Below are 25,947 nucleotides of genomic sequence, written 5' to 3'. Positions count from 1 at the left end.
TTTTACAAACAAGGGAAAAAAAGAGTTCAAAATATTATATTATCTATAAATTATAGTAAATCTAAAGATATTAATATTAATTTGCTACAATAAAGGTTTTAAAAATAATTTTTAGGATGTTTAATGGCAAAAAACTTACTTTTACCTTTTGGATTTCTTATTCTTGCATATTTTGTAATTTCACAAGAAAACTTCACTGTAATCTTGAGTGGAATCGCAATATTTTTGATTGGAATGTTTTTTATGCAAGAAGGATTCAAACAACTTTCTGGTGGTATTTTAGAAAAATTACTTCAAAAATTCACAAGTAATTTGTTTTATTCTATTTTGACTGGATTTTTATCAACATCTATTGTTCAAAGTTCTTCTATTATCTCTTTAGTTGTTATCTCATTTTTATCTGTTGAGTTATTAACTTTAGTTCAAGGAATTGGAATAATCTTTGGTTCAAATTTGGGAAGTACAACTACTGCTTGGATTGTTTCAAGTTTAGGATTTGATGTAAAAATTTCAGCTTATGCTTTTCCTATGATAGTTTTTGGTGTTGTTTTAAGATTTTTAAAAAGTAATACATATAAAGGAATTGGAAATGTTCTTTTAGGATTAGGATTTATTTTTCTTGGAATTTCATATATGAAAGATGGTTTTGATACTTTAAAAAATTCTATTGATTTAGCTTCTTTTGCTATGGAAGGACCTCTTGGAATAATAATCTACATTTTAATTGGAGCTGTTGCAACGGTAATTATTCAATCAAGTGCAGCAACATTGGCTATTATTATCACAGCTTTAAGTGCTGGAAGTATTATTTATATAAATGCTTTATCTTTAGCCATTGGTGCTAATGTAGGAACAACTTTTACAGCTATTTTAGCTTCATTGGCTTCAAATGAAAATGGTAAAAGAGTTGCATTTGCACATTTCCTTTTTAATATAATAACAGCCACAATAATTACCCTATTTATTTATCAATTTAAAGATTTAGTTGATTTCTTAGCTCCATATTTAGGAATTAGTGAAAATAATTATGGAATGAAATTATCACTATTTCATACTATTTTTAGTTTACTTGGAATTATCATACTTTCACCATTTGTGAATCAAATAGTAAAATTATCAGAAAAACTTATTAAGAAAAAAGTATCAGCTTTATCAAAACCAAAATATCTTTTAGATTCAAATTTAAATGTTCCAGATACAGCTATAGTTTCTATTAGAAAAGAGAGTATAAATCTTTATGAAAATTGTCAAAAAGCTATGCTTCATGCTTTAAATCTTCATACAAGTAATCTAAAAACAAAAGAAGATTTAGATTTACAAATTTCTAAAGAAGTTACAAAAATCGATACAAATATTGATGAAATTTATCATTCAAATTTAAAAAACTTATATAGTGAAATCATAAAATATTCTTCTTTTGCTCAAGAAAATATGTCAAGTTCACAACAAAGAGAAGTTGCAAATATAAAAAGAAGTGCAAAATTGATTATTGAAGTTCTAAAAGATACAAGAGATATTCAAAAAAATGTTAATTTTTATTTAAAAAGCCGAAATGAATATATTAAAGAAGAGTATAATATATTAAGAAAAGAGTTAGCAACAATTTTAATAGATATTAATATGCTTGATAGTAATGAAACAGACTTAGAAAAGCTTACTCAATTAGAAGTGATAAAATCAACACTTCAAGCAAATGATTTTTCAAACACAGGAAAGATTGATGCTTTAATTAGAGAAGATAAAATAAAAGCAACAATGGCAACTTCTCTTATAAATGATAGTGCGACTGTTTATTCTATTCAGAAAAAACTTGTTGAAATGGCAAGCATATTATTTATAAATAATAATCTTTTAAAAGAAATAGGAGATACACAAAATGAACCTAGATAAAATTATCAATAAAATCAAAAAATATCTAAAAGAAGAGAGTTTAGATGAATCTAAACAAGAAAAAGTTAAAGAGATAATTGAAAAATTATCTCTAAAAAAAGCAAAAATAAAAAAAGAGATTAAAGAAGCTAAAAAAGATTCAGAAAAAGAAAAACTTCAAAAAGAGCTTGAAGCAGTAATAAAACTTATTGAAAAAAGTAATAAACTTATTTAAAATCTTTAAAGTTTTGTCTTAAAGCTTCGTAAGCTACGATTGATACTGAATTTGCAATATTCAAACTTCTTGCTTCATTTGTCATGGGAATTGTAATACAAGTTTTAGGACTTTTTTCTAATAAAGAAACAGGAAGTCCAGCATCTTCTCTACCAAAATATATATAATCACCAACTTTATATTCGGCATCAAAATATACTTGTTTTGTTTTAGTAGTTGCTAAAAAATGTCTATCATTAAAAGGATTTTTCGACCAAAAATCTTCAATATTTTCATATTCTCTAACATCTAAATCATACCAATAATCAAGTCCTGCGCGACGTACCTCTTTTTCAGTAATCTCACCAAAACCATAAGGTTTAATAAGATGTAAAGTACAATTCATAGCAAAACAAAGTCTTCCAATTGTTCCAACATTTCCAGGTATTCGTGGTTCTAATAAAACTATATTAAACATTATAAAATTACCGTTTTGTTTCCATGAACAAATACTCTATCATTTAAAAGTAATTCAAAAGCATTTGATAATACGATTTTTTCTACATTTCTTCCTGCATTTCGCATATCTTCCCAAGAATAACTATGATCAACTCTTACTACATCTTGGAAAATAATCGGACCTTCATCTAAATCATCAGTTACATAATGTGCAGTTGCTCCTATGATTTTAACTCCTCTTTCATGAGCTTGTTTATATGGATTTGCTCCAATAAATGCTGGTAAAAATGAGTGATGAATATTTAAAACTTTTTTAGGGAATGCTTCTACAAATTTTGGAGTTAAAATTCTCATATATTTTGCAAGAACGATAAGTTCTGGTTCATATTCAGAAATTTTTGCAATCATTTTATCTTCGTGTTCTTCTCTACTAAGACCTTCAGCGCTAATACATGTAAAAGGAATATTAAACTTTTCTACTAAATCTTTTAAATATTCATGATTTGCAATAACTGCTTTGATATTTGCATTTAATTCTCCTGCAATATAACGAATCAATAAATCACCTAAAACATGAGACTCTTTTGTTGCTAAAATAACAACATCTTTTTTCTCTTTTTTATTTAATTTAATTGAAGCACCTTTTGGTAAAACTTCTTGTAACTCTTTTAATAAAATATTTTTTAAAACTTTCCCTGATATTATACTTCTCATAAAAAACTTTTTTGTTTCAGGGTCAACATATTCAGCATTTTGCTCTATATTTAAGTGGTTTGCAAAAAGAACTTTTGAGATATTATAAACTAATCCTTTTGCATCTTCTGTATCAATTAACAGTATATACTCTTCCATATTTATCCTATGACTATTCAAGCTTAAATTTTTAAAGCTTGAATAATACCATTTTATAAATTAATAGATAATTTTAAGTTATAGCATAGAAGCTAGTTTTTCTCTATATTTTTCTAAATCAAAATTTTTTATTCTAGCTACTCCTGATTCAACAGCACCTAAAGCAACAGCACTTGATACTTCAACCATCAGTCTTTTATCAAATGGAATAGGAATAATATACTCTCTTCCATAAGTTAAATCACCAAATGAAGCTTTTAATTGGTCTGTTATTGGTTCTTTTGCAAGATTTGCAATAGCATAAGCAGCTGCTTTTTTCATATGCATATTTATTTTTCTTGCTTGAACATCAAGTGCACCTCTGAAAATAAAAGGGAAACCTAAAACATTATTTACTTGATTAGGATAATCTGAACGTCCTGTTCCTATTATAGCTTTTGGTTTTACAGCTTTTACCTCTTCTGGGAAAAGTTCTGGAGTTGGATTTGCTAAAGTAAAGATAATTGGTTCATCATTCATAAGTTTTATATGTTCTACTGTAAATGTTCCTGGTCTTGATAATCCTAAAACCATATCGGCATTTTTAAACGCCTCTTCCATTGTCGTTATATCAGTTTGTGTAATAAACTCTTTTTTATATTTGTTTAAATCAGTTCTTCCTTTGTGAATTACACCTTTTGAATCACACATAATTAAGTTTTTTACTCCAAGTTCTTTATACATTGTTGAACAAGCAATTGCCGAAGCCCCCGCCCCTACAACAACTACTTTCATATCTTCTAATTTTTCTCCCATCATTTCACTTGCATTAATAAGTGCAGCACTTGTAATAATAGCAGTACCATGTTGGTCATCATGCATAACAGGAATATTTAACTCTTCAACTAATCTTTTTTCAATTTCAAAACATTCCGGTGCTTTTATATCTTCAAGATTAATTCCACCAAAAGTAGGAGAAATAGCTTTTACAACTTCACAAAATTTATCAATATCCGTTTCATCAACTTCTATATCAAAAGAATCAACAGCAGCAAATTTTTTAAATAATACAGATTTACCTTCCATAACTGGTTTTGAAGCAATTGCTCCAATATCACCAAGTCCAAGAACTGCTGTACCATTTGAAATAACTGCAACAAGATTTCTCTTAGATGTATATTCAAAAGCTAATTCTGGATTTTTTTGAATCTCTTCACAAGGATAAGCAACACCAGGAGAATATGCCAAGGATAAATCTCTTTGAGTTTCCAATCTTGTAGTTGTTGAAATTGCAACTTTCCCTGGATTTGGAACTCTGTGATACTCTAATGCCTCTTCTTTTGTAACTTTCGTACTCATTTTGTTTCCCTTTTTATAAACTGATTTATTATAAAATCGCAAAATAGTAACAAAATGAAACTTAAATAAAAAGAATTTTGTTGATTTTTTATGAATATGTATTCATTTAAGTAAATATTTATCAGTTATGTAAAATTTATGTAAGTTTTTTTATTTAATTATAATTTATAATTATCTTTTAAGCTTTATACATTAGTAATACTTATAATTCCTGCAAATCTTCCTGTTTTGGGATTTTTTCTAAAAGAAAAATATGGTTTATTTGAACATTTTGTACAAATATTCGAGATTTCTATATTTTTTATTCCTAAATTTTCTAATAACATTTTATTGATTCCTTGTAAATCAATGTTTTTATCTATACAAAACTCTTCTCCAAATGAAGTTTTTACAATTTTTAAAAGTTCATCACTTACTTCATAACAACATTTTTGAATTGATGGTCCCATAATTACTTTTATATCTTCTACTTTACAAGAAAAATTTTCTATCATTTTTTTTGCTGTAATCTCTGCAATTCTTAGAAAAGTAGAATTTCTTCCTGCATGAACAGCTGCAATTACACCTTGAATTTCATCATAAAACAGTATTGGAATACAATCTGCTACCATTACCATCAAAGGTAGATTTTTAGAATTTGTAATCAATCCATCACAATTATCTATCAATTTAAGTGATTTTTCATCTACAATTTGTACATTATTTCCATGAACTTGGTTCATATAAACAAGATTTTCATTTTTAAAATTTAGTTTTATTGCTAAGTTTTCTCTATTCTTATCTACATTTTCTTTTATATCACCAACATGATAAGCTAAATTACCATCTTGTGTTGTTGTAAAATTTATTAAAATTTTTTGGCTCATTTTTTCTTCTTTTTATTTGCTTTTGATATAATTTATCAAAAAAATGTTTAAGGACAAGATTTGAATAGATTTGATGAAGCAGCTAAAACTTGGGAAAATAAACAAACAAGTATTGAAAGTTCAAATGCCTGTGTAGAAAATTTCAAAAAATATATAACTTTAAATGAAAACTCTAAAATTTTAGATTATGGTTGTGGAACTGGATTTATAGCTTTTGCTTTAAGTACAGAACAAAATAATGTTGTAGGGATGGATTATTCTATAGGAATGATTAACAAATTTAATGAAAAAGCAAAAGAATTAAATTTTTCAAACATACAAGCAATACAACATAATATCAATGAAGAAGATTTACCAAAAAATGAATTTAATTTATTTATCTCTTCAATGACTATGCATCATATCAAAGATACTAAAATGTTTGCAAAAAAAGCTTATGAAAGTTTAGTTGATGGTGGAATAATTTGTATAAATGATTTAGAAGAAGAAGATGGAACTTTTCATTCTCGACATAATAACGATGGAGTTGAACACTTTGGATATGATATAGAAAAAGTATGTAAAATTTTTGAAGATGTTGGATTTGAAATAATTTCATGTGACACAGTATTTGTACATGAAAGAAACGATAAAGAATATCCACTTTTTAATTTAATAGGGAAAAAATAATGACAAAAAAATTTGTAATCTTTGGAAATCCTGTTGAACACTCAAAATCACCTCAAATGCAAAATGCAGGATTGAAATATATCAATTTTGATGGAATTTATGAAAAACATCACTTGATTGATGGAAATATCATAAAAAATATTTTTTTAGAAAATAATTACAGTGGTGCAAATATAACTGTACCACATAAAGAGTTTGCCTATGAAAATGCAGATATTGTAGAAGGAATTGCAAAAGAGATAAAAGCAGTTAATACATATATTTTGAAAGATGGAAAAGTTGTAGCTTATAACACTGATGCTCCTGGTTTTTTAAAAGCAATAGAGAGTTTTGGTAAAGTAAAAAATGTACTTTTATTAGGAGCTGGTGGAACTGCAAAAGCTATAAGTTTAGCTCTAAAAGAAAAAGGTATAAGAGTAACAGTGTTAAATAGAAGTGAAGGAAAACTAGAATTTTTTAAAAATCATAATATCCCTTCTTTTTCATGGGAAAACTTCAAACCTGATATTTATGATTTAGTTGTAAACTCTACAAGTGCTGGACTAAAAGATGATTATTTACCTGCACCTAAAGAGCTTCTTGAACCAATACTAAAAAATGCCTCTTTTGCTTTTGATTGTGTTTATGGAAAAATCACTCCTTTTTTAGCTCTTGCACGTGAAAATAATTGTGAAATTAAAGATGGGGAAGATATGCTACTCCATCAAGGGGTTTTAGCATTTGAATATTTTACAAATACAAAAGCCGATAATAAGGTAATTGAAGCTATGAGAAAAGGTTTAAGGGGAGAAAAAATTTTATAATTTTTCTAGCTTATATCTAGCTATGTATAGATATTTATATATTAAAAAATTAATTCTAAATATTTTGATATCTAAAAACAAAGAACAAATATAGCTAAAATTAATACTAAACTATCTTGGATTTATTCTTAAATTTTCCATGATAGTCTATAATGATTATACTTGCTACACCTGATAATGTCATCAAAAAAATTTATATAAAAGTATTTTTCAAATCTCTTTTAAATACTCTTGAACTCTTTCTTTCACATCATTAGCTAACCATTGTGGTTCAAGTACTTTTATATATGGTATATACCAAAGAATCAAAGGTATTATTTCCATTTCATGTGTGAGCTTTATTTCTATTTCTATTGAGCCATCTCTATCTTCACCAATTATTGTTTGTCCTCTTAATGGTTTTCTTTCAAAGTATTTTCTAATGCTTTTATCTATAAACAATCTAATTACAAATTGCTCATCAAGGTTAAACCAAACAGAGTTTGCATATCTTAATCTATCTTCTACAATTTGGGGAATTTCAAAATTTTTATCTAAGGTTTGGATATTTTTAATTGTTTTTAGATGATATTTTTTAAATGTTTCTTTATCTTTTTTAATATGAAGTGCAAGAAGATACCAAAATCCATCAAAGAAGGCTAATTTAAGAGGTTTTACATGAAAGTTATAATTTTCATAATCAAATTGTATTTCAACTTTTTGTTTAATAGATTTCTCAATTTCTTCAAACAAAGCAATATTTTTTTCTTCTAGATATTCACCATTAATATTTGCAAAAATTGGGTGTTCAAGTTGTTGAGTAACTTGTGATAGTAAAGAGTGAGCTTTAGAATAAAATATTCCCCCTGCACCTTTTGCCATTTCATCTAAGATACCTAAAATCATTTTTTCATTTGATGCTAAATTATCTTCTTTTAATTTTGGGTCTATTTTCCAAGTTCTTCCCTCTTTTATAGCTCCAAAATCACTTAATACTTCATATAAATCTCTTTGTATTGTTTTTGTACTAACATCTAATTCTTCTGATAGTTCTTTTATAGTCATACCATTAGTATTATTTTTTAACATTTCATAGATTTGATTTATTCTATTATATTTGGTATTATCATTTTGTTTTTGAACAACTTTTGGCATCTAAACCCTTTTTATAAATATTTAGTATTATAAATTTTTTCTAGTTAAACTATAATGTTTAAAAGAATTAATAGTTATAACTTTATATTTAATTTCTATAGTCAATGTACATTTTTCAGTTAAAGAGCATAAAATCAAGAAATTTTCTTTAGATATTTTTAATTCTTTTTCATACAAATAATATGTTTCATAATTATCTTCTTCTTTTTGCTCCCAATATCCTTTTAAACCTAAAGTTGTTAATGTATCTATTATTTTATAATTTTGTTCTTTTTTTGATAAACTAATACAAGCATCTTTTGTGACAAATAAAATGAATAATTCTTCAAAATAATCTGCATATTTTGATAATAACTTTTCACATCTTTTATATGATGATATAGGAAAATTATTAAGCCGAACATATTCATACATACATTCAGCAATAGGTGTTCTAATTTTTTCACTATATTTTAAAAGTTTTATTAAATCTTTGTAATTCTTTTTATTAAAATCTTGAGATAAAAATATCTCTTTAAATTTTTCTTCTTCTAAATAATGACATTTATTTCCAATTGTAAGAGATGAACGCCACTTAATTTCAGTAAGATACCAAATACTTCCTATATCTCCAAATTTCAACAAATCTAAATCAGATTCATATTGTTTTGGAAAATGTTTTATTTTAAATTTACAAATTTTTACAATATCAAAAGGTGTTAAAGCTGCAATACTATAATAATAAAATTGGAAACCAGAAAAAGCTATTAATTTATCATTTTTATACACTTTATAACTTGTATTCAAACCTATTTCAGGATAAAGCTCTGGATATGTTTTATCTTCAATACTTATATTTAAGTTATACTTTTTTTCTAACTCCTCAATATCTTGAATTGATTCTATTTGTTCAAATGTATAATCATCTTCTATTATTTTATAAATCATAATTTCTCTCTTCTGATTCTAAAACTAATTTATTAAAATTTTCATTTTGAATTCTGAAACAGTCATTAATTCCCAAATTACCGTAAGTTAATAAATCATCATTTGAATAAATATAAACATTCTTGAAATCATTTTTAAGTACTTTAACTACTTCATTTGCTCTTTCATTTTTTTTAGTACCTTCCCATTTAAATGGTGTAGTTAAAATAAAATTTAATTGATAATTAGTATTTTTAAATTCTTGAGCAATAGCTTTTAATGAGCCTGTACCACAACCACCACCTAAAGTTACAAAAATATAAATTTCTTTATTTCTTACTATAAAATATTTAATTTTAGAAATTACATCAGAAGTTATAAGAGTATATCCACAAACTATATTAGAACCACAGCCATAATTATTATCTTTTTGTAATAAAATCTTTTTATCAACTTTTTTTGATTCTAAAGCTTTTTTATCACTATTTATAATAAGTGCATCATAATTATCAGAATATGTTGTTGATAAATATTCGACAATATTAGAACCTCCTCCACCTATTCCAATAATTTTAACTTTTTGGTTTATTTCTTCATTTTTCTTATAATATTTTCTAAGACCTATAAAAAAAATTATTATAAAAATCATTATTAATGTCATACAGCAAATATTATTCACAAACTACTCCTTTATTTGTCAACTAACATATAAAAGAATAATAAGTTATTAACTAGACAATATTATGTCTAGTTTTTAATAATTTCTTTTAATTTCTCAAAAATCTTAACCATTGCCAATGTATCCAAATGACAATAAGCTAATAAATCTTTTCTAATTTCGTCTCTTTTTGATTTATCTTTTAGTAAATAAAGATTTGCAAAAGTATCCATAGCATCTCCACCATTTTGAATTGAGCCTAATTTTTTATAATTCAATTCATCATTATTTGGAAACATTGCAGGAAGAACTGATTTTATAGAAAAACTTCCATTAAAATTTGGATGATAATATCCTCTTCCTCTAAATGGAACTATTAAATCTACAAATCTATCAACTAAAGTTAAAAGTTCATCTTTTTTTTCAATATTATAATTAGCTAATTCTTTAATCCTAGTTATTTCAAAAGCTTGATTATAAGCCATAATACTTCCATTTGGAGTTATATCATTTAACATTTGATTTATCAAAGCATCTCTTGGGTCACTATTTTCATCACCTAAAAATTCTTTATGTTCTAATGTTCCATCTTCGTGCAAAATATGAAGCGAATATTGAAAAGGTATTTGCATATATGGTCGCTGACCATCAAATCTTGGAATTGCATTTTGAAATGTTTCAAAATCAAAAAAATTAATAGGAAATTTAACAGTTTCTATAAAATCTTTTATTATAGATTTGTCTATATATGGTTCATTTGATTTAGAAGTTTCAACTTGAAGTTTTTGAGTTGTATTTAGTGCAAAATCAAAAGGAATATCTTCATAATTTATTATTCCTTTGTAATACATCTCAAATTTTTTAGAACTATTCATCCAATAAAGATTAAAAACTGATGGATATGAAATATGTTTCCAACAATGGCTTTCAAAATCACAAGAATATGGATTACTACAATGAGTTCCTATATCTATATTTGGTATATCATCCTTAAGCATTAAATCCATTTGTTCAATATTAAATGGTATTTGATATTGTCTATTTTGTACTTCTTCTGTTATATCAACAATTGAAAAAAGATTTTTAATATCTAAAGTTCCATTTCTTTCATAGCTATTGTTTATATGAACTATATATACTTTATTTAGTTTAATTGATTTACTTAAACAATACCATTGAACAGAAGCATCATTTAGATGATATTCTTTTACATTGGTACTTGCTTTTACTTCATATATATCCCAACTATCAGCATTTTTTACAAGTATATCTGCCATTGCAAAAATACCATTTTCTTTAAATGTTGCTTCATATATCACTTCACAACCATTATTAATTAGCTCTTTTGTTTTAGTAATCATTCCATCGAAATTTGATGAATCAAACTCTATTTCAATACCATTTGGAAATAGTTGTTTTGCTAAATCTCCTACATCAAAACCTGTGTTAAATAATGATTCTTGAGCTTGATTTGGAGTATCTCTAAGTTCAGGTTTATTTTTATAAAGCCAAAGAGACTTGTGGCATTGAAGTCCTCTGATGTATTGGGATTTAGATAGTGGCATATTAAATTTCGTCTTTTAAATTTATCAGTTTAGAAAGTAAAACATCCAATTTTTCTTTATCTGTATCTTGATAGTTGATTTGCATTTGACCATATACTTTTGAATAAGCACTTTTAAATTTATTATCAATATTAATTAATTTTTCTAATATAACTTCTTTTTTTAATTTATCAACATCTTGTCCATAACCTTCTTTATCAAAAATTTGAATTAGATAATCATTTTCATTAGCTATGATTCTCAGTGATAATTCTGACAAAATATCAATAGCAGTCCAATTTTTTGGTAAATAACTAACATATTGTAAATTTTTTTCTTTTACAATTTCAATAATTAAATTTATTTGTTTATTTTTAAATTCATTTATTTTTTCATTTTTTGCTTCTTGAAATGCTTCACTAATTTCTTTAGCTAATTCAAAATATTCTTCATTTTTCAATAATTCATTTTTTAAGGACATTACTCTTCCTTCATATTTATTTGTAATTTTTTTTACAATATCTTTATAATTCTCAAAAGCTTCATTTAAATTTGTAATATTTCGAACCTCTTTTTGACAATTTTCTATCCATTGTAAAATATGTTTTTCAAAAGAGATTTTTTTATATTCAATTTCCCTATGACTATGAGATGAAGCATCTTTTCCATTTTTTGTAAGATAATATATTATAACTTCTTGATTTGAATCTTTTGATGCTTTTTCTTTTAAATCATCATAATAGTGTGAAATCTGATTTTCAAGGTCACTTGCATCAACTTTCATTTCTATTCCAATATAGTAATTACTACTTTTTATAGTAAAATCAACTCTTCTATTTTCATTTGTTGATTCTTCAGCTTGAACACTTAAAATATTTCCAAAATCATTTATCTCTAAAACATCTTTGATAAATATTTGCAAAAATAAATCATCTTGATAATGCAATCCATCTGGGTCAATTAATGAGTAGATTACATTTGAATGCATTCCAACTTCAGCGTTTTCTTTTCTTACAACATTTACCATATTATAATCATTTAGACCACGCTGTTTTTGTTTTTTTTGCTCTTCTTTAAAAAGCCTAATTTTCTCAAAAAAATTTATATATTTTTCATCCAACAAATTTTACTCCTGTATTCTTACTGTAACAAAATTGAATTATTATAGCCTTTTATAAATTATTTTTAATCTATATTTTAACTTTCAATCCCCAAACTCACCCTCAATTACTTCCATTCTTTCGTTATGAGACTCTAATGCAAGTTCATAAGTCATTGCCCAAAAAACAGCATTATTTTTGATACCATCTTCGTAAGGATTTCCATATTTTTCACTCAAAGCCATAAAAACTTCATCATCTTTTTCACAATCAATAGCAATACTACCTAAATATGGATATAACAAATAACAAGTACTCACAAAATCAAAAACTTCAATCAGCTTAGTTTGTGGAAAATTTGTTTTCATAAAGTCTAAAAATTCTTCTCTTGCTTTATAATCTGTAAACTCTTTTTTTAAATAATTTCTTGAACCATCTTCATTTACGGTTGGCTCTTTTTTAAAAGCATGGATGTCATTGTAAACTGTATTAAAAACCAACCAATAAGTATCTCTTTTTCTCTCTTTTACTATATATTCTTCTATTGTATAAAGTGCTATTGGCATCTTTTTCTCCTAATTTATTTAAAACATCATATACAAAATTTTGGACACTCTTTTGTCTAAAACTCAATCTTTTATAAGGGTTTCTATTTTTTTATTGATTTAATTTTTTACAAAAAATTTTAAAAATCTCTCTTAAAACAAATTTTCTTTCATGTAGCCATTTACCAAAAGATGACTTTTTTTCAAAAGCACTCAAAATTTCTAATTCAATAAGATTTCCCTTTATGTCTAGTTCATATTTATGCTTTCTTTCAAAAAACATGGCTTTAAATCTTGGATTTATAATTCCACATTTACTAAATATCTCTTGAAAATTTGAAAATATATTTTTATCTACAAAATATATAGAAGCATAACATCTAAGTATTGAAGTTTTATGATTTACTACGTCAAGTACATGTCTATCATTATCTAAAACGAACCATACAGATTGAACTTGAATAGCAATATAATCATTATGGTATTTATGATTTTTAACCATATCTTGTAAGATTTTTGTAATATCATTTTTAGTAATGATTTTATTTTCCATATTGATTTCTATATCAACAAGTGGCATTTTTACATAATCTTGTCCAATTATAATCACAGTTTCATCAATCTTTTCATTTATATTTTTTACAGCTTTTATATATGCTTCTGAAATAGATTTTATTGCTTTAAAAGTATCTATACTGTTACATCCATCTAAACCAATTTTTTCAACTTCATTTTTATTATAAATTTTAGTTTTATTAAAATTAGTTTTTTCTATATATGATTTAATATAATCTTCTTTACTCAAATCTATTACAAAAGATGTTTTTTTCATTTAGATTTTCCTTTTAAATTAAAATATATTCAATATCACAAGAGATACAAATTTTTAAATTTTTTAAATCAACTGTAGTAGTTCGTAAATATTCATCTAACTGGAAATCACTATTCTCTTTATCCTTTAGATTAACTGATAAGTTTTCACAAGAAGTAATACAAATAAAATTATTCTCAAAAGTTTCATCCCTTGAAAAAATCTCAACAGTTGGATAATCTAATGATTTTTTAATCTCTTCATCCAAACTATAAATAAAATCAACAATAGATTTAACACAAACTATTCCTTTATTATTACGATTAAAAGATATATAAAATCTCTCTTGATTAAAAAGTTTCATAACTTCTTGTATAGTTTTTTGATAAATAATTAGTTCATTTTCATCATTTTTATTTGCAAATGGAAAAGTGATTTTAAGTTTGATATTTTGTAGTTTTTTTGTAGCTATTTTCATATAAACCTCTCATATTTTATAAGAGAAGTTTATAATTTTATGTGGACAATATTTTGTCTAATTATTTAATATATTTTAATAATTTTTCTATTGCTTCTTTTTTCTTAATGTTTTTAGTAAAAGGACTATAATAACTTAAATGAGGTAAATTTATTAAAGTAATATTATTTCTTTTTGCTATTTTAATAGACCAATTTCCATGTCCAGAATTAAATGCAATATCTTCTTTAAATTCTTGATTAGTTATTAAATACTCATATACATATTTACCATGTGTAATTATATATTCTGGTTGAACTATATCATTTATTATAAGTTCATGAATTTTCCAACAAGCATCAGCATCCTCAAATAGATTACCATCATAATTTTTTAAATCTTTTGATTGTTTAAAAATTAGATTAGAAGAACAAACTTCTTCAATAGAAATATTTAATCTACAAAATAATTTTTTAACTCTTTTTTGTAAGGGTGCTTCTCCTTTAGCATATTCTTTAATATCATTTTCCCAAGATACTAAATAATGATTAATTTTTTCTCCTTCTAACTTTTTCAAATCTTCAATTAAAGTTTCAGAATTCTCTCCACCTGGATTTACTCCAAGAAAATAAAATTTTCCTTTTTGTAAAGTTTTTTTATCGCTATAAAAAATACAACCTCTCATATTCATCAATTTTTGATCATTTTCAACTATTTTTATTATATTATTTATATTATTAATCATTAAATTCTATTCCTTTTTTACAAGTTTTACAGTTTATTAGCTATTTATTATATATTAAATCATTTTTAATTTAGTTATTAAACAACACATTTTTTATTTCTTCTTTTTTCACTATAAATTCATCACTCAAACTCTCCAAAAAGAAATTATTTATCTCATTTATAGAAATATCAGTAAATCTATATTTGATATTTTCCTCTTTAAAAAAATCATCTTTGAAGTAGTTTGGGTTATAAATTTTTTTATCACATTTATAACCTCTTAGTTCTATTCTTTTATCTACAACTTTATTTTCATAATTTACAGATGGAATATGAATATATGGTTGAATATGATAAAAATCTTGATTTTCAAAAAGCTCAAAACTTATATTTTTTGCTTTAAAAAATTCATTATTTGAAAGTAAATTTAGGAAATCACTATTTTTACAAACTTTACAAGTATAACCACAATAAAAGTTATCTCTTCTTTTTGCTCTTTTTTTAGTTATTTCAACTGTTCCACATTTAGAACAATAATAGTGTTTATAAATAAAATAAGCATTATAAAATTCTGCTTTTTCTTCATTTTCATTTGAATAAACAGTTACAATCCAGCTATTTCTTTTTTGAAACTCTGGTAAAAAAAGTTTTGGAAAAGTTTGAAAAAATATTCTTGTTGACATAATAAACTCCTTTTATAAAAAAGAAGTTTATTGTTTTTATAGGACAATTATTTGTCTAATTTTGGAAATTCTAGGCTTAATTAAAATAAATAAGTATTTTCATTAGCTTTATTTTATAATTTATTTTTCATTTCAGTTAATCTATCAATCAGTTTTTCAACCTCTTTTTTATTCAAACACACACTTTCTATTTTTGAAGCTTTTTGCAAGTTGCCACACATAGAAATTTTTATATATTCATTTTGTTGTTCTATATTAAAAGCTTTTGATTTATAAGGATAAATTTTAAGTCTCTTATTTTCATTGAGAGCATTTGCTATTGAATGTTCTGTTCTAATTCCATCTCCATTTGCGAAAATAACTACATTATCAGCTTCATTTATTGCATTATATGCTCTTATAATTGGACGATTTTCTCCTTTTGCCAAACTTATTTTTACATTAGGTCTTGTTTTAATATATTCTTCAAGCATAACATAGCCATTAGAAGTACCTGAAATAACTTCTTTTACTTTCAATTCATCTAATTTCATTTCTAATAGTTTATAATCTTTAAATTTATCTGTTACAACTAATGCTATTTTCATCTCATTCCTATTTATAATTGTTTCTTTAATTCTACTCATAATATTACTAAATAAAGCTATTTATAAAGCTTTAAATAAAATTATCCAACATTAATTATTCCATTTCTGATTCCAATTTCTAAAGCACAATCTTTTGTTAAAAAACATAAAGTTTCAAAATGTTCATTAGATAGATTTAATTTATTTTCATATAAACAATAAACTTCTAATTCTTCTTCAATATTTTCAAACCAATATCCATCTAATCCCAATTTTTTTAATGTATTGATAATTTCATAATTTTTCTCTTCTTTTCTTAATCCAGTACAAGCATCCTCTAATATATTAACAAGCATCTATATTTTCCTTTTATTATTTAAGAAATTCTATTAACTTTTTTGGACATATATTTGTCTTATATTTTGAATATCATAAACTTATGCAACTATGGCTGATGCCATTAAAAAATGATAATCAAAAATAATCAGGAGAATATTTAAATCTTGCATTATCATATACTAAAAATACATTTTCTGAATTTAAAGAAGGTTATGAAGAAACTATCTACAAAAAATTACAAGAATTAGGTTAAATACAAAAGTTTAAAAAAAGTACCTAATTTTAAAACTAATTAGGCACATCATTTTTTAATATTTATTATAAAAAAATATAATCATCTAAAACGGATATGTTTTTGTATCAAGGCTTACTAGCATTTGACCCTTTTATCAATACAAAAGCCTGTAATAGCGTATTATAAACAATGAAAAAGGATTATAAGGAGATATTTTATAGCCTATTTTTAGCTTTATATTAAGAAAAAAACTATAGGTTTGAATTTAAAGATATGCAAAAAAACATTAAAAGATATAAAAGAGAATAATTAGAAAATAAAACCACATAAATGTGGTTTTATTTAGTTTTAATTGAATTTTTAGTTTTATTGATTTGATACTCAACTATTTTTTGAACAGGATACATTATGCATTTTTTTTCTTCGATGTACTCTGGGCAATCTATAGCAGCTTTCCTTCTTTCGTCGAGTGTCCTACCACTAATACCAAGAATTGTTGCACAATTTTTTGTGTTGATAAAAAGTCCATATTTTTGAATAAGTGTAACAAGCATTGTATTAAATAATTGTTCATTAAAATTTTCCATTATTTTATCCTTAAAAATCTATTTGATTTTGAGTCGATACTGCAAGATTTTCTAATTTTTGCATTAAAATATCTTTATTTAACTGTTTATGTAAAAGCTTTTGGTTTAACTCATACATTTTTTCTTGATAATCATTGTCTATAACATCATATGAATTATTAGTATTAGTTAGATTAGTATTAGTTAGATTAGTATTAGTAGCTACCGATTTAGCCGCAATGGATTTTTGCCGTAATGGTGTTTTTTTCGTTATGGATTCTGGTATCATTTTATAGCTTCCTTGATCACAAATTTTAAACTCAAAACCTCTAAATTTACCTTTACTATCTCTTTTTTTAGTTCTTGTTATATATCCATTACTCTCAAGTTGTTTAAATAATTTATTCAATTTTTCTTTTCCTACATTTGAAACCTTTATAATATGAGTATTGTAAAATTGCCAATCATTAGGATATGATTTGATTAAACACATTAAACCTTTTGCATCTAAACTTAAGTTTGTATCATAGAGGCAAGTATTACTAATTTGAGTGAATTTAATCTTTTTTTCCATTACATCACCTCTTTTTTATCAAAAAATAAAACTAACTGATAATTACTATTATTACATCCTTCTTTTGACATTTGTGGTAGAATATAAGGATTATAAATCAACACATCTAAAGGTCTAAAACCAAATTTTTTACACAGTTCTTCAAAATCCTGCAAATCAAAATCCATATCACCAACAGCATCTTCCCAGACTTTTTTAAGCCCTTCTTTTAATGTTTTATTATCGATTTTTTCTAGATCTATTTCAAAAATAATTTCTTCAGAATTGTCATACAAATCGTCTATTTGAAATATAAAATTTTGAAATTGTTGATAATTTACCTTTCTAGTTGGACTAAAGTAATTTTTTATATTATTAACTATTCTACTTTTAACTTTGTTTAAAATTAAAAGATTATCATCAACTAACTCAAAAAAATATCGCTTATTTATTTGATTTATCGTAATATCAACACCAATTCTATATAGATCATCATCACACAAACCAATTCCTGTAAATCCACCTGTTCTTACAAACAAGTTAATACATTTTTCTCTCAAATAAAAATCATAAATCCAAGATTCTGGATTTTTAATACAAACTATTAATTCATCTTTTCCCATAGATCTAATTTTTTCAATTTGGAAATTTTCCAAAATATTGTTATAATCCGATGATAAGTAAGGGATTAATATTTTTTTATACATGCTATCTCCTGTTTATTAATATAGATTCTTTTTCATTCTTAAGCGCCAACTATCAGATTTTGAAAAAGAATCTTCTGTATGATTATTTAATCACGAAATCATTCTATAAAAATAACAAATGCTTGTCAAATGTAAAAATATCTCTACAACAGGCTTGTTTTAGTAGTTTTAACAGCTTAATTAAAAATAAATTCAGTATTAAGTTATATTGATTTAAGTTTAATTTAATATTTAGATTTCCTAAAAAATATCAATTTTTCATTAAATTTTATGATTTAAAAATAAGTATAAAATTTTCAATATGTTACAATTTGTATCAAAATGAATCTTTTGATACAAATTTCTTACAAATTAAATTCCACTTTCATATATTGTAATTATTTGTTTTTTTGTATACATCTTTTTTAATTTTTTAGCTGTTTTTATTTTTTCTATCATCCAAGTATTGTAATCTATACCTTTTCTTATAATTTTAATATCTTGTTTTAATGCTTTTTCTCCATAACATTTTAATATTGCTTCTATTTTTTTCATTTTATTCAACCTCCACATCAATAGTGTATTTATTTCTTTCATTTTTAATATATTTTAGTTCTTTTTCAAGTTCTTCAATTCTTTTTTCATATTCCATTTCCTGAATTAAAAATTGATAACAATCATCGAACATCTCTATTTTAATCTTTGAATGGGCGATTTTTATGTCTAAAAGAATAAGTTCTAATTGATTAATTGCTCTTTCTATCTTATTGTTTGCTTTTTGTATTTCTTGGTTTTCCATCTTTTGTCCTTTATTAATTTGTATTTACTCTATTCACAATTTCACCAATTTTTACTTTTTTTCAATTTTTGTGAATACCTTTATGAGATTTAAAAATCTTTAAAAAAATTCTAGGAGAAGTAGGATGTTATAAATGGAAGAATTACTTTTTAAACGTAAAAAAGAGTTAGAAACTCTTTTAGGAAAAGAGTTAAAAGAGATAAAAAAATCAACAAAGTTTTTAAAACTCATTAGAAATGAGTTAGTTTACTTAAATGATTTTTTTACAAAAGTAGAGATTTTAGAACTTGTAAATTCTGTCTTTGAAACAAAAGTAAAATACAGTAATTTTTATAAGTGGTATGTAAAAAATATTATAAAAAATGAAATAATAGTTCCAAAAAACAATACTAAAAAAGAAGATATTACTTCAAAAAATCAAATAGATAAAAGTGAAGTAAAAAATGATTTTGCAAATAGTCAAGTTCAATTGGCACAAGTTAAAGAGTTAAAAGATGATGGAGAGCTAAAAATAGCTGATAAATCAGATTTTAAATAGTTATAAAAATAAATTAAAAAGGATAACAAAATGGCAAAAAATATACTTTCTTTAAATTTTAAAGGTGGTTCTGGAAAAACAACACTATCTTCAACAACTGCATCTTATTTGAATAATTCTATGTTAATTGAGATGGATACAATCAATCAAAGTGATAAAAGAATTAGTTCAAAAGATTATTATGAATCAATACAGATGGATTTTTTAACAGAACTTGATGATGAGTTTTTTAAATTTGAAAGAATTTTAAGAAAATCTGATAAAAATATCATTATTGATGTGGGTGCTAATAAGTTATCAACTTTTCATAAATCTATGGTAACTAATGATTTATATCAATATATTGATCTGTTTTTAATCCCTTGCATGGATGGATCTGATGATTTTAGTGTTGCTATGGACTTTCTAGAATCAATTAAAGATCATGTTGATTTGGAAAATAAAGTAATATTTGTTTTTAATAGATTTAATGAATATGAATATTCAAGTGTTCAAAATCAATTTGATCAATTTTTTGATAATGCAAAAATTATTCAAAAAAAATATAAAGTTGATTTGAATAATGAATCTAATTACTTTGCAATTAAAGATTCACTTCCTGTTAAATACGCAAGACGTAATGCAATTACAATTAAAGCACTATGTGATGCTAATCTTGATTCAATTAATCAGAAAATTGATGAAATTACAAATGAACAAGATGAAGAATTAATGCAACTAATTAAAAAGCGAAATATCGTTAAAAGTGCTTTACTTTTGCAAAAGAATTATATTCTTCCTGGTATTGAAAAAATCATTAATAAATTAAAGTAAAAAAATGACACAAGAACAACTAGATATAATAAGTAAGGACTTAGTTAAAACAATTAAACTTTTAAAAGGTAATCCACATGAGAGTGGATTACTCTTTGAATTAGGTTTAATAAAAAATGAAATGGAAATGTATAATGTAAATAAAAAAAGAAATGACTTCATTAAATTAATTTTATCTGGTCTTATATTTTTTTTTATAGGTTGGATTAGTTGTTCAAGTTTTTATTTAGGTCTAACTCCACCAATTGTAAAAGAGATAAAATCTAAATCACAGAATAATTCAATCAGATTTGAAAATATTAAAGAGTTTAAGAGTAAGTTTAATGAATTTCAATTTAATTCTAAAAGCTTTATATATAAAGGTCAAATATTTAAAGAAGGCGATATTTTAGGTAATATAAAAATTGAATATATAATTCCAAATGTTCAAATTAAAGTTTTAGATTTAAAAGAGAGATATTCCTTTATTATAGTTATTCCAAATAAGTGAAATTAATTCAAATAAAAGTGAAAAACATTCCAATTTATTCAAATAAAATGAAAAGTTTTTCCAAAATGTTCAAATAAAGTAAAAATCTAGGTTTTTAGATAAAACCAAAATAGGAACGACAGCCATTGTGGGTACACTACGTTTCTCCACATGACATCGTTCTTTAAGGGTTTCCCCTTAAAAATCCCAAAATTTTAATCTACACATAAATATTAATCCAAATATTTTTAATCCAAAAAATAAATAAACCCTTTAATCTATAAATATTTTATCAATATTTTTTAACAAATCTAAAAATTAAAATAAATCTTGGAAATTGTGAATAGATATATAAGAAATATTTTTACGAAGGATTGTTATGAAAAAAGAAGAATTATTTAAATTTAGAATCTCAAAAGAATTAAAAGATCTACTAGAATCAAAATCTCAATATGTCAATATGAGTGCAAGTGAGTTTTTAAGACAATTTATTTCATCTTCAAATATTAATGTAAAAATAAACAATAAAAAAGATTTAAAAGAGTTGATCTGGAATATAAATAAAATTGGAGTTAATATTAATCAATTAGCTCATAGTTTAAATTATTCAATCCAAATGGAAAAACTTGATTCTTATAACTATAAAAATCTAATCAATAAATTAATTATCATTGAAAACCAATTAGATTCAATCCTTGAAAAGGAGTTTTAATTGTTAGCAAGGATTTCAAGAGCAAAAGAGGGATTTGCAGATTATTTAATAAGTGGTGCTAGAAAAGATAGTATTTACACAAGAGACCAAAAAGATAAAACTATTACTCTATATGGAAATCTTCAAACTTTTAAACAAACTGAAAAATATTTAAATAAATATAAAAACTATGAAAGCAATTATATTCATATCACTCTATCTTTCTCACAAGAAGATGTGAAAAAATTAAATGAAATAGATGATGAGCAAAAAAGAGATGAACTATTTAAAGAGTTAGCTCTTATATATATTAAACATCATACAAGTGGATATAACTTGGAAAATGAAGTTATCGCTTACTCTGAAGCCCATATGCCAAAAATTCAAATAAATGAAAAAAACAGACAAAGATTTCCCCATATTCATATTGCAATTGCAAAATATAATCCTTTGGATGATACACAATTAAGAACTACTTTTTTTAATAACTCTTTTTTAGATGATGTTTTACAAAGTTATGTTTGTAAAAAATATGGATTTGAAATACCTAGAAAAGATGAAGATGAGAATGATGAAACTGATACTAAGGAAAAAATTCAAAATAAGAATATTTTAGAAGATAAAATTAGAAGTAAAATAGCAATTACAAGAGCTAATTGGATAGAACTTTTAAAAGATATAAAAACAGCAGATGAACTTTTATACTTTTTACAAAATGACCTAAAATTTGAAGAAAACAGAGATTTTAAAATAGCTGGAAGTAAAACATATAAATATATAAAAATATTAAATCTACAAGAAAGAAATAAAAAATCAAACTCTTTAAATCTAAATGGTAAAGATTTTTCAAGATTTATTTTAAAAGATGATAAAAATAGAACCTTTCCAAGACATAAATCAAAAAAAGAACTTGAAGATATTTTACTAAGCTATTATGAAACTAGAATAGAAAATATCTATGAAAGAAAAAGCAAAAAATCAAAAGAAAAATTAAATAATATCTATGAATCTGAAAATTATAAAATAAAGTCAAATAAAAATATTCAAAATAGTTTTAAATACCTAAGCTATCAACAAAAACTATTTATTGAACACTACGATTATCTAATAAAAGATAAATTAGAGGGATATTATGTAAAAAAAGAGAATAATGAAGTAATTGTTAGTAATTTTTCCAAAAATATTCAAATAATAGATAAAGGTGAAGAAATTGTATCTGTTAAAAATAGAACAAATATAGAAGAACAAGTAAAAATAATGATACAAATAGCACTTGCAAAAGATTGGAAACTTGAAAATATAGAACCATATGGAGATGAAGATTTTATAAATGAAGCAAATAGACAAATAGCAGATTTAATTTTGAAAAAAAATCAAATTAAAAATAGTAATGTAGAAATCAAAAGAGTAAAATCACCACTTCAACAGCAAAAAGTAAATCTACAAAATGAAGATTTAAACCCTAAAATAAACTTACAAGAACTAAAAGAAAAACTTGATGTAAATTTTCTCCTAGAATATGTAAAAGAGAATTATAAACTTGATATTTCAAATTTTTCAATAACTGATGATAATAAAATAGATAACTTAAAAAATAAACAAAAACCAAAAAATGTGATAGATTTTTTACAAAAGGAATTGAATTTAAGTACTAAAGAAGCTATTGAGGTTTGTATGGAAATTTATGAAAATAGTGTTGTTTATTCTAGTAAAATTGAGGAAAATAGTGAACATAGAAAAAAGAGAAATAATGATCGTTAAATATTCCGTGTTAAGAAATTATCATAGTAGAATTCTATGCCAGTATCGAGCATGAATTTAATTTTTAAGTTAAAAATTAGTCAAAAAAATCCACAAAAAAATTGCTAGTTTGAGTCTGTAAAATAAGCTAGTGGGAGTGTTAGAAATTTTGTGTCAGTCTGATAGAATTTATAATTCTAAAGGATTGAACAATGAATCAAACATTTGATTTAAATGAAGCACTTGAACAAATAAAAGCAGGTTCAAAAATAGATGGTAAAGATGGAGTCTTAGTTCCTCTTATTAAACAACTTACAGAAGCTGTATTACAAGCTGAACTTGAGTCTCATTTAACTTCTGAGATAAATAAAAACAGAAAAAATGGTAAATCTATTAAAACTATGAAAAGTAGTGTTGGTGAATTTGAACTTGATGTTCCAAGAGATAGAAATGGTTCTTATGAGCCTCAAATAGTTAAAAAACATCAAACTCATATGTCAGATAATATAGAACAAAAAATTCTATCTTTGTATGCTTTAGGAAATAGTTATAGTCAAATATCTGAACATATTGAAGAAATGTATGGAATGAGTTTTTCTAAAGCTACAATAAGTGCTGTTACTGATAAAGTTATACCATTATTAAAAGAGTGGCAACAAAGACCACTTGAATCAGTCTATGCCAGTTAGGAATTGGTCTCTTACAATCTCTCAACTTACAATATTTTTTGAAGGTAGGTTAGATAATCAATTGAGTATTTAAAACTATAAGTATAATAGCCATCTTTTTTAGATGGCTACTTTAATTTTTTTTTGAAGATATAGTCTTAATCCATTGCTTACCAACAAAATAAAACATAGTGACTAAAAATATAATAGCACCACCTATATCAAGTATTGATTTTGATTCACTTTCTAAACTATCTAATGTATAAACAAACCATTCTTTTGGAAATGCAAAATCAATCATTAATGCAAATGAAAAAGTGACTACAATAATTGAGATAAGATATATTATTAAGACATCATTTCCAAGAATTTTCTTTATAATCCATGCTGTAATGATATTTGTAGCAGGAGCTGCTGCTAAAAAAATAAAAGCTACTCCAGGACTTACTCCAACTGCTAACATTGATAAAGCAATAGGAATGGCTGAAATAGAGCATACATATAAAGGTAATGCAACTAAAAAAACTAATGCATAAGCGATAAACAAATTATCATTTAAAAATTCAACCCCATTATTTGGAATTAAAAGTAAAAATAAAGTTGCTAATATTAGCCCATAAAACATTGGTTTGGCTAAATCACTAAAAACTTCATTCATTGCATAATCATATGCTTTTTTAAATTGACTCTCTTTTACTACTTCATTAGAAGAAGAACCACAACAAGAAGAACTACAACAAGACTTTTTCTCTTCTTCTTGAATGTCATCATATGATTCTTTTACAAAACTACCAGCAACAACTCCACTAATGAAACTTGAAATAACTCTAATTATTGCCATTGGAAGACCAAATACTCCATATGTAGCTATAATTGAATCAATTCCAGTCATTGGAGTAGTAATATAAAAACTTGTCACAGCTTTTTTAGAAGCACCTTTTTGTCTTAAACTTGTAGCCAAAGGTATTACACCACAAGAACAAAGAGGAAGAGGAATACCATATAATGCCCCTTTTAAAGCACTATATTTATTATCTTCACCTAAATGTTTTTTAATCCAATCTTCTGAAATATATAGGTGGATTATTCCTACAAAAATTAATCCAATTAAAACATATAGACCTATCATTACTGATAGTTCCCAAAAGCTTTGCAAAAAATTTAATATAAATTCCATACTTATTCCTTGAATAAAAATATTTTTTCTAATAAACCTATTAAATCAGGGTTATTCCCTTCATCAATAAAATAGTAAATAGTTAAACCTTCTCTTGATTTATTCAATATTCCACCATCTTTTAATTTTCTAAGGTGTTGTGAAATTGCAGATTGATTAACTTCTAATATTTCACCAATGTCACATACACAAAGTTTATTGAAGTTTTTAAGTAGTAATACAATTTTTAGTCTAACACTATTTGACAGTAGTGCTAATTTTTCTGATTCTTTTTCTATCTCTAAATGATTATTAGAAATAAAACTCTTAGCTTTTTCAACTTCACTGATATTACTTGATTCTCTATAACATTCTTCACTCATATAAACTCCAATATAATTATATTTGAATATTCTAATATAATAAAATATGTTTGTCAAGTTGATTTATTATTAGTGGAATTAAATTTACAAATAATTATGAATATGATATAG

At 24.3% G+C, this 25,947-nt stretch carries 32 protein-coding genes and 1 pseudogene; 10 read left to right on the top strand and 23 right to left on the bottom strand.

The window, feature by feature from the left end; all coding sequences use genetic code 11:
* Window positions 1–123 precede the first annotated feature (123 nt).
* Window positions 124–1,890 carry a Na/Pi cotransporter family protein gene (locus tag ADFLV_RS07405; RefSeq protein WP_014474144.1) on the top strand — a complete coding sequence of 589 codons (1,767 nt, stop codon included), beginning with the start codon at window positions 124–126 and terminating at the stop codon, window positions 1,888–1,890.
* Window positions 1,877–2,104: a hypothetical protein gene (locus ADFLV_RS07400; RefSeq protein ID WP_041654760.1), complete on the top strand. Its 228-nt coding sequence runs from the start codon at window positions 1,877–1,879 to the stop codon at window positions 2,102–2,104. Before ADFLV_RS07405 ends, ADFLV_RS07400 begins: the two co-directional genes overlap by 14 nt.
* On the opposite strand, the gene ADFLV_RS07395 is transcribed toward ADFLV_RS07400, so the two are convergent.
* The 4 genes from ADFLV_RS07395 to pgeF all read right to left on the bottom strand — a co-directional run bounded on the left by ADFLV_RS07395 (window position 2,097) and on the right by pgeF (window position 5,598).
* The gene (locus tag ADFLV_RS07395) at window positions 2,097–2,561 is read right to left on the bottom strand and encodes a tRNA (cytidine(34)-2'-O)-methyltransferase (protein ID WP_129011560.1); all 465 of its coding nucleotides are present in this window, start codon (window positions 2,559–2,561) and stop codon (window positions 2,097–2,099) included. The two genes, ADFLV_RS07400 and ADFLV_RS07395, sit on opposite strands and share 8 nt — an antisense overlap.
* A complete protein-coding gene (purU, locus tag ADFLV_RS07390; protein ID WP_014474142.1) occupies window positions 2,561–3,394 on the bottom strand; it encodes a formyltetrahydrofolate deformylase in 834 nt (277 codons plus the stop codon). The genes ADFLV_RS07395 and purU overlap by 1 nt, the downstream gene beginning before the upstream one ends.
* Before the next feature lie 78 nt (window positions 3,395–3,472).
* A complete protein-coding gene (locus ADFLV_RS07385) occupies window positions 3,473–4,732 on the bottom strand; it encodes a malic enzyme-like NAD(P)-binding protein (RefSeq protein ID WP_129011559.1) in 1,260 nt (419 codons plus the stop codon).
* Between the two features lie 185 nt (window positions 4,733–4,917).
* Entirely contained in the window at window positions 4,918–5,598 is a 681-nt protein-coding gene (gene pgeF / locus ADFLV_RS07380; RefSeq protein WP_129011558.1) for a peptidoglycan editing factor PgeF, read from the bottom strand.
* A 60-nt stretch (window positions 5,599–5,658) separates the two neighbouring features.
* Between pgeF and ADFLV_RS07375 the strand changes: the two genes are divergently transcribed.
* Together ADFLV_RS07375 and ADFLV_RS07370 are read left to right on the top strand one after the other, a co-directional pair.
* On the top strand, window positions 5,659–6,267 hold the full coding sequence (locus ADFLV_RS07375) for a class I SAM-dependent methyltransferase (RefSeq protein ID WP_129011557.1): 609 nt from the start codon (window positions 5,659–5,661) through the stop codon (window positions 6,265–6,267).
* Entirely contained in the window at window positions 6,267–7,070 is an 804-nt protein-coding gene (locus ADFLV_RS07370) for a shikimate dehydrogenase (protein ID WP_129011556.1), read from the top strand. Before ADFLV_RS07375 ends, ADFLV_RS07370 begins: the two co-directional genes overlap by 1 nt.
* Before the next feature lie 210 nt (window positions 7,071–7,280).
* Here ADFLV_RS07370 and ADFLV_RS07365 read toward each other — a convergent pair whose 3' ends face one another.
* The 17 genes from ADFLV_RS07365 to ADFLV_RS07285 form a co-directional block, all read right to left on the bottom strand.
* Window positions 7,281–8,204, bottom strand: coding sequence for a helix-turn-helix transcriptional regulator (locus tag ADFLV_RS07365; RefSeq protein ID WP_129011555.1), 924 nt, complete (start codon window positions 8,202–8,204; stop codon window positions 7,281–7,283).
* 27 nt (window positions 8,205–8,231) lie between these two features.
* Entirely contained in the window at window positions 8,232–9,131 is a 900-nt protein-coding gene (locus ADFLV_RS07360; protein WP_129011554.1) for a hypothetical protein, read from the bottom strand.
* On the bottom strand, window positions 9,121–9,789 hold the full coding sequence (locus ADFLV_RS07355) for an FtsZ/tubulin family protein (protein ID WP_129011553.1): 669 nt from the start codon (window positions 9,787–9,789) through the stop codon (window positions 9,121–9,123). Before ADFLV_RS07355 ends, ADFLV_RS07360 begins: the two co-directional genes overlap by 11 nt.
* 68 nt (window positions 9,790–9,857) lie before the next feature.
* Window positions 9,858–11,333, bottom strand: a complete 1,476-nt coding sequence (locus tag ADFLV_RS07350) for a DUF2779 domain-containing protein (protein ID WP_129011552.1) — start codon at window positions 11,331–11,333, stop codon at window positions 9,858–9,860.
* 1 nt (window position 11,334) lies between these two features.
* Window positions 11,335–12,435: a PDDEXK-like family protein gene (locus tag ADFLV_RS07345; RefSeq protein WP_172658771.1), complete on the bottom strand. Its 1,101-nt coding sequence runs from the start codon at window positions 12,433–12,435 to the stop codon at window positions 11,335–11,337.
* 81 nt (window positions 12,436–12,516) lie between these two features.
* Window positions 12,517–12,978, bottom strand: a complete 462-nt coding sequence (locus ADFLV_RS07340) for a hypothetical protein (protein WP_129012239.1) — start codon at window positions 12,976–12,978, stop codon at window positions 12,517–12,519.
* A 91-nt stretch (window positions 12,979–13,069) separates the two neighbouring features.
* Window positions 13,070–13,789 (bottom strand): cell division protein FtsA, encoded by a 720-nt coding sequence (locus ADFLV_RS07335; protein ID WP_129012240.1) that lies wholly within the window; start codon window positions 13,787–13,789, stop codon window positions 13,070–13,072.
* 13 nt (window positions 13,790–13,802) lie between these two features.
* Window positions 13,803–14,246, bottom strand: a complete 444-nt coding sequence (locus tag ADFLV_RS07330) for a hypothetical protein (protein ID WP_172658770.1) — start codon at window positions 14,244–14,246, stop codon at window positions 13,803–13,805.
* Window positions 14,247–14,307: 61 nt separating this feature from the next.
* Entirely contained in the window at window positions 14,308–14,970 is a 663-nt protein-coding gene (locus ADFLV_RS07325; RefSeq protein ID WP_129012246.1) for a uracil-DNA glycosylase family protein, read from the bottom strand.
* Window positions 14,971–15,040: 70 nt separating this feature from the next.
* On the bottom strand, window positions 15,041–15,634 hold the full coding sequence (locus ADFLV_RS07320) for a hypothetical protein (protein ID WP_172658769.1): 594 nt from the start codon (window positions 15,632–15,634) through the stop codon (window positions 15,041–15,043).
* A gap of 113 nt (window positions 15,635–15,747) precedes the next feature.
* Complete coding sequence (locus ADFLV_RS07315) at window positions 15,748–16,221, bottom strand: hypothetical protein (RefSeq protein WP_172658768.1); 474 nt, start codon at window positions 16,219–16,221, stop codon at window positions 15,748–15,750.
* Between the two features lie 80 nt (window positions 16,222–16,301).
* Window positions 16,302–16,556 (bottom strand): hypothetical protein, encoded by a 255-nt coding sequence (locus tag ADFLV_RS07310; RefSeq protein WP_129011473.1) that lies wholly within the window; start codon window positions 16,554–16,556, stop codon window positions 16,302–16,304.
* A gap of 556 nt (window positions 16,557–17,112) precedes the next feature.
* Window positions 17,113–17,361, bottom strand: a complete 249-nt coding sequence (locus ADFLV_RS07305; RefSeq protein ID WP_129011474.1) for a hypothetical protein — start codon at window positions 17,359–17,361, stop codon at window positions 17,113–17,115.
* 10 nt (window positions 17,362–17,371) lie between these two features.
* The gene (locus ADFLV_RS07300; RefSeq protein ID WP_129011475.1) at window positions 17,372–17,914 is read right to left on the bottom strand and encodes a helix-turn-helix domain-containing protein; all 543 of its coding nucleotides are present in this window, start codon (window positions 17,912–17,914) and stop codon (window positions 17,372–17,374) included.
* Entirely contained in the window at window positions 17,914–18,600 is a 687-nt protein-coding gene (locus tag ADFLV_RS07295; protein ID WP_129011476.1) for a hypothetical protein, read from the bottom strand. The genes ADFLV_RS07300 and ADFLV_RS07295 overlap by 1 nt, the downstream gene beginning before the upstream one ends.
* Window positions 18,601–18,951: 351 nt before the next feature.
* Window positions 18,952–19,134 (bottom strand): hypothetical protein, encoded by a 183-nt coding sequence (locus tag ADFLV_RS07290; RefSeq protein WP_129011477.1) that lies wholly within the window; start codon window positions 19,132–19,134, stop codon window positions 18,952–18,954.
* A 1-nt stretch (window position 19,135) separates the two neighbouring features.
* The gene (locus tag ADFLV_RS07285; protein WP_129011478.1) at window positions 19,136–19,378 is read right to left on the bottom strand and encodes a hypothetical protein; all 243 of its coding nucleotides are present in this window, start codon (window positions 19,376–19,378) and stop codon (window positions 19,136–19,138) included.
* Window positions 19,379–19,511: 133 nt separating this feature from the next.
* Here ADFLV_RS07285 and ADFLV_RS07280 point away from each other — a divergent pair, with 133 nt between their 5' ends.
* The 6 genes and pseudogenes from ADFLV_RS07280 to ADFLV_RS07255 all read left to right on the top strand — a co-directional run.
* The gene (locus ADFLV_RS07280; protein WP_129011479.1) at window positions 19,512–19,916 is read left to right on the top strand and encodes a hypothetical protein; all 405 of its coding nucleotides are present in this window, start codon (window positions 19,512–19,514) and stop codon (window positions 19,914–19,916) included.
* Between the two features lie 30 nt (window positions 19,917–19,946).
* The gene (locus tag ADFLV_RS07275; protein ID WP_129011480.1) at window positions 19,947–20,729 is read left to right on the top strand and encodes a P-loop NTPase family protein; all 783 of its coding nucleotides are present in this window, start codon (window positions 19,947–19,949) and stop codon (window positions 20,727–20,729) included.
* A 4-nt stretch (window positions 20,730–20,733) separates the two neighbouring features.
* Window positions 20,734–21,219: a hypothetical protein gene (locus tag ADFLV_RS07270; RefSeq protein ID WP_129011481.1), complete on the top strand. Its 486-nt coding sequence runs from the start codon at window positions 20,734–20,736 to the stop codon at window positions 21,217–21,219.
* Between the two features lie 358 nt (window positions 21,220–21,577).
* Window positions 21,578–21,910: a plasmid mobilization protein gene (locus ADFLV_RS07265; protein ID WP_129011482.1), complete on the top strand. Its 333-nt coding sequence runs from the start codon at window positions 21,578–21,580 to the stop codon at window positions 21,908–21,910.
* On the top strand, window positions 21,911–23,650 hold the full coding sequence (locus ADFLV_RS07260) for a hypothetical protein (protein WP_129011483.1): 1,740 nt from the start codon (window positions 21,911–21,913) through the stop codon (window positions 23,648–23,650).
* A 191-nt stretch (window positions 23,651–23,841) separates the two neighbouring features.
* Window positions 23,842–24,309 (top strand): annotated as a pseudogene (locus tag ADFLV_RS07255) (transposase); the annotation flags it as partial.
* A gap of 121 nt (window positions 24,310–24,430) precedes the next feature.
* Here the strand turns inward: ADFLV_RS07255 and ADFLV_RS07250 are convergent.
* Entirely contained in the window at window positions 24,431–25,474 is a 1,044-nt protein-coding gene (locus ADFLV_RS07250; RefSeq protein WP_129011484.1) for a permease, read from the bottom strand.
* A 2-nt stretch (window positions 25,475–25,476) separates the two neighbouring features.
* Window positions 25,477–25,836, bottom strand: coding sequence for an ArsR/SmtB family transcription factor (locus ADFLV_RS07245; protein WP_129011485.1), 360 nt, complete (start codon window positions 25,834–25,836; stop codon window positions 25,477–25,479).
* Window positions 25,837–25,947: the final 111 nt, after the last annotated feature.

The organism is Arcobacter defluvii (genome assembly GCF_013201725.1).
In the GTDB taxonomy this organism is placed as follows: Bacteria; Campylobacterota; Campylobacteria; order Campylobacterales; family Arcobacteraceae; genus Aliarcobacter; species Aliarcobacter defluvii.
The sequence above is the reverse complement of the archived record's forward strand: the minus strand, read 5'-3'. Positions and strand labels throughout refer to the sequence as shown.

Excerpts from the sequence above, each read along its gene's own strand:
- ADFLV_RS07405 (WP_014474144.1), top strand. The coding sequence starts at position 124 with ATGGCAAAAAACTTACTTTTACCTTTTGGATTTCTTATTCTTGCATAT.
- ADFLV_RS07400 (WP_041654760.1), top strand. The coding sequence starts at position 1,877 with ATGAACCTAGATAAAATTATCAATAAAATCAAAAAATATCTAAAAGAA.
- ADFLV_RS07395 (WP_129011560.1), bottom strand. The coding sequence starts at position 2,561 with ATGTTTAATATAGTTTTATTAGAACCACGAATACCTGGAAATGTTGGA.
- purU (WP_014474142.1), bottom strand. The coding sequence starts at position 3,394 with ATGGAAGAGTATATACTGTTAATTGATACAGAAGATGCAAAAGGATTA.
- ADFLV_RS07385 (WP_129011559.1), bottom strand. The coding sequence starts at position 4,732 with ATGAGTACGAAAGTTACAAAAGAAGAGGCATTAGAGTATCACAGAGTT.
- pgeF (WP_129011558.1), bottom strand. The coding sequence starts at position 5,598 with ATGAGCCAAAAAATTTTAATAAATTTTACAACAACACAAGATGGTAAT.
- ADFLV_RS07370 (WP_129011556.1), top strand. The coding sequence starts at position 6,267 with ATGACAAAAAAATTTGTAATCTTTGGAAATCCTGTTGAACACTCAAAA.
- ADFLV_RS07365 (WP_129011555.1), bottom strand. The coding sequence starts at position 8,204 with ATGCCAAAAGTTGTTCAAAAACAAAATGATAATACCAAATATAATAGA.
- ADFLV_RS07360 (WP_129011554.1), bottom strand. The coding sequence starts at position 9,131 with ATGATTTATAAAATAATAGAAGATGATTATACATTTGAACAAATAGAA.
- ADFLV_RS07350 (WP_129011552.1), bottom strand. The coding sequence starts at position 11,333 with ATGCCACTATCTAAATCCCAATACATCAGAGGACTTCAATGCCACAAG.
- ADFLV_RS07340 (WP_129012239.1), bottom strand. The coding sequence starts at position 12,978 with ATGCCAATAGCACTTTATACAATAGAAGAATATATAGTAAAAGAGAGA.
- ADFLV_RS07335 (WP_129012240.1), bottom strand. The coding sequence starts at position 13,789 with ATGAAAAAAACATCTTTTGTAATAGATTTGAGTAAAGAAGATTATATT.
- ADFLV_RS07330 (WP_172658770.1), bottom strand. The coding sequence starts at position 14,246 with ATGAAAATAGCTACAAAAAAACTACAAAATATCAAACTTAAAATCACT.
- ADFLV_RS07325 (WP_129012246.1), bottom strand. The coding sequence starts at position 14,970 with ATGATTAATAATATAAATAATATAATAAAAATAGTTGAAAATGATCAA.
- ADFLV_RS07320 (WP_172658769.1), bottom strand. The coding sequence starts at position 15,634 with ATGTCAACAAGAATATTTTTTCAAACTTTTCCAAAACTTTTTTTACCA.
- ADFLV_RS07315 (WP_172658768.1), bottom strand. The coding sequence starts at position 16,221 with ATGAAAATAGCATTAGTTGTAACAGATAAATTTAAAGATTATAAACTA.
- ADFLV_RS07310 (WP_129011473.1), bottom strand. The coding sequence starts at position 16,556 with ATGCTTGTTAATATATTAGAGGATGCTTGTACTGGATTAAGAAAAGAA.
- ADFLV_RS07305 (WP_129011474.1), bottom strand. The coding sequence starts at position 17,361 with ATGGAAAATTTTAATGAACAATTATTTAATACAATGCTTGTTACACTT.
- ADFLV_RS07300 (WP_129011475.1), bottom strand. The coding sequence starts at position 17,914 with ATGGAAAAAAAGATTAAATTCACTCAAATTAGTAATACTTGCCTCTAT.
- ADFLV_RS07295 (WP_129011476.1), bottom strand. The coding sequence starts at position 18,600 with ATGTATAAAAAAATATTAATCCCTTACTTATCATCGGATTATAACAAT.
- ADFLV_RS07290 (WP_129011477.1), bottom strand. The coding sequence starts at position 19,134 with ATGAAAAAAATAGAAGCAATATTAAAATGTTATGGAGAAAAAGCATTA.
- ADFLV_RS07285 (WP_129011478.1), bottom strand. The coding sequence starts at position 19,378 with ATGGAAAACCAAGAAATACAAAAAGCAAACAATAAGATAGAAAGAGCA.
- ADFLV_RS07280 (WP_129011479.1), top strand. The coding sequence starts at position 19,512 with ATGGAAGAATTACTTTTTAAACGTAAAAAAGAGTTAGAAACTCTTTTA.
- ADFLV_RS07275 (WP_129011480.1), top strand. The coding sequence starts at position 19,947 with ATGGCAAAAAATATACTTTCTTTAAATTTTAAAGGTGGTTCTGGAAAA.
- ADFLV_RS07270 (WP_129011481.1), top strand. The coding sequence starts at position 20,734 with ATGACACAAGAACAACTAGATATAATAAGTAAGGACTTAGTTAAAACA.
- ADFLV_RS07265 (WP_129011482.1), top strand. The coding sequence starts at position 21,578 with ATGAAAAAAGAAGAATTATTTAAATTTAGAATCTCAAAAGAATTAAAA.
- ADFLV_RS07250 (WP_129011484.1), bottom strand. The coding sequence starts at position 25,474 with ATGGAATTTATATTAAATTTTTTGCAAAGCTTTTGGGAACTATCAGTA.
- ADFLV_RS07245 (WP_129011485.1), bottom strand. The coding sequence starts at position 25,836 with ATGAGTGAAGAATGTTATAGAGAATCAAGTAATATCAGTGAAGTTGAA.